The organism is Nocardia sp. JMUB6875 (genome assembly GCF_041154655.1).
Classification (GTDB): domain Bacteria; phylum Actinomycetota; class Actinomycetes; order Mycobacteriales; family Mycobacteriaceae; genus Nocardia.
Window position 1 is genome coordinate 1 of record NZ_BAAFGR010000365.1, and the last position, 2,439, is coordinate 2,439.

General features: G+C 69.9%; 2 protein-coding genes and 1 pseudogene. All 3 read left to right on the forward strand.

Annotation, left to right across the window (positions count from 1 at the left end):
- Positions 1-287: pseudogene (locus tag ACAM49_RS39855) on the forward strand (phosphatidylinositol kinase); the annotation flags it as partial.
- A 191-nt stretch (positions 288-478) separates the two neighbouring features.
- On the forward strand, positions 479-1,717 hold the full coding sequence (mshC, locus tag ACAM49_RS39860; protein WP_369640693.1) for a cysteine--1-D-myo-inosityl 2-amino-2-deoxy-alpha-D-glucopyranoside ligase: 1,239 nt from the start codon (positions 479-481) through the stop codon (positions 1,715-1,717).
- Between the two features lie 188 nt (positions 1,718-1,905).
- Positions 1,906-2,439: VOC family protein (locus ACAM49_RS39865; RefSeq protein WP_369640694.1), on the forward strand; the 534-nt coding region annotated here is incomplete at its 3' end.

Consider the following 2,439-nt stretch of genomic DNA (forward strand, 5'->3'; position numbering starts at 1 on the left):
GGGTGGACGGGCGGGTGTACGGGGTGGATCACGGGATCTGCCTGCACGCCGAGCCGAAGCTGCGCACGGTGTTGTGGGGGTGGGCCGGTGAGCCGATCGCGGACGAATTGCTCACCGACATCACGGTTTTGGTGAAGGCGCTGCCCGGGGAGCTGGGTGAGCGGCTCGCGGAGTTGATCACCGACGCCGAGATCGAGGCGCTCGAGGCGCGCGGGCGGGCGTTGCTGGACAATCCGGTGATGCCGATGCCGGCCAGTCAGCGCCCGATTCCCTGGCCCGCGTTCTGATTCCGCGCCCGCGCCGCGGGGCCTGCCGATACCGCGGGCCGAGCGCGACGATCGGGTCTTTGTGATTGCAACCGTTGACACCGGCGTGCCCGCGACTAGGGTGCTGGTCCGCCCGTCGTCTCGCGTGTCGCGCGGCACACCGGGGCGGGGGCGGCGGGGATCGCCCGCACCCGCGGCGTTAACCTCGATTCATGCAGTCCTGGTCCGATATCGCTGTCCCGACCGTTCCCGGATCCGGACCGGCGTTGCGCTTGTACGACACCGCCGATGCGGCGGTGCGCCCGGTGACCCCGGGTGCGGCGGCGACGATGTACGTCTGCGGCATCACCCCCTACGACGCGACCCATCTGGGGCATGCGGCCACCTATCTGGCCTTCGACCTGGTCAACCGGGTGCTGCGCGATGGCGGCCATCAGGTGCACTACGTGCAGAACACCACCGATGTCGACGATCCGCTGTTCGAGCGCGCCGCGCGCGACGGCATCGATTGGCGGGAGCTGGGCACCCGCGAGATCAATCTGTTCCGTGAGGACATGGCGGCGTTGCGGGTGATTCCGCCGCGCGATTACATCGGCGCGATCGAGTCGGTGCAGGAGGTCGTGGACCTGGTCGACAAGCTGCTGGCGTCGGGGGCGGCGTATGTGGTCGACGATCCGGAATTCGCCGATATCTACTTCCGTCACGACGCGACCGAACAGTTCGGCTACGAGTCGGGTTACGACCGGGCGACCATGGAGCGACTGTTCGCCGAGCGGGGCGGCGATCCGACCCGGCCGGGGAAGCGGGATCCGATCGATGCCCTGTTGTGGCGCGCGGAGCGTCCGGGTGAGCCGTCGTGGCCGGCGCCGTTCGGGGCGGGCCGTCCGGGCTGGCATATCGAGTGTGCGGCGATCGCGCTCAACCGGATCGGCACCGAATTCGATATCCAGGGTGGCGGTAGCGATCTGATCTACCCGCATCACGAGTATTCCGCCGCGCATGCCGAGGCGCTGGTCAAGGGGCGGCGTTTCGCCCGCCACTACGTGCATGCCGGGTTGATCGGCCTGGATGGCGAGAAGATGTCCAAGTCGCGCGGCAATCTGGTGTTCGTGTCCACGCTGCGCCGCGCCGGCACCGATCCGGGCGCGATCCGGTTGGGCCTGTTCGCCGGGCACTACCGGGCCGATCGTGAATGGTCGGATGCGGTGCTCGCCGAAGCCCTTTCGCGGCTGGAGCGCTGGCGGGCGGCGGCGGCGCTGGCCTCGGGTCCGGACGCCAGCGAGACGGTGGCGCGGGTGCGCACCCATCTGGCCGATGATCTGGACACGCCCAAGGCGCTGGCCGCGATCGATGCGTGGGCGCAGCAGGCGCTGACCTACGGCGGTCCGGACACCGCCGCGCCGGGGCTGATCACCGACGCGGTCGACGCGCTGCTGGGCATCGCCTTGTGAGCGACCACCGCAGAGTGTGAACCCGACGCGCGGGCCCGGATCCGGGCTCGCGCGTTGCTGTTCGGGCCGGTCGCCTCGGGTCGGAGAGGATCGGGAGCTGTTCGGGCACGGGAAAATAGCTCGCCCGGGCGGTGGCGGGCCGCGCATGCTGGCATGCGGGGTGTCGCTGTCGTGAGGAGGAGATGTCGGTGAATGCGTCGGAGTCCGGTGCGGTGGGTGTGTCGTTGGCCGCGGCGCGGTTCGCGCGCGGCACCGATCGGCTGGTGGAGTGTGCGGCGTTCTATCGGGAGATCGTGGGGCTGACACAGCTTTTCGCGTTCGAGGATCACGCCGGCTACAGCGGGTTCGTGTTCGGGTTGCCGGATGCGCGCGCGCAGGTGGAGTTGGTGCGCGCCGACGGGGCGCCGCCTCCGCCGCCCGCGGATCCCGAGCATGCGCTGGTGCTGTATCTGCGCGCCGGGTTCGAGGAGTTGCGCAAGCGGCTGGCCGATCATGGTGTGGCCGAGGTGATTCCGGAGAATCCGTATTGGGTGGCGGCGGGGGCGTTCGCGGTGCTGGATCCGGAGGGCTGGATGGTGATCGTGGTGCCGGCGGCGCCGGAGCCGGTGCGGATCGAGGAGTTCAGCGGGGATCGCACCGAGATCGCGTGGTCGTTCCGGCTGGCCGAGGATTCCGAGCAGTTGCTGGCCGCCTATATCGATCGGGGGCGGGTGTGGGTGGCG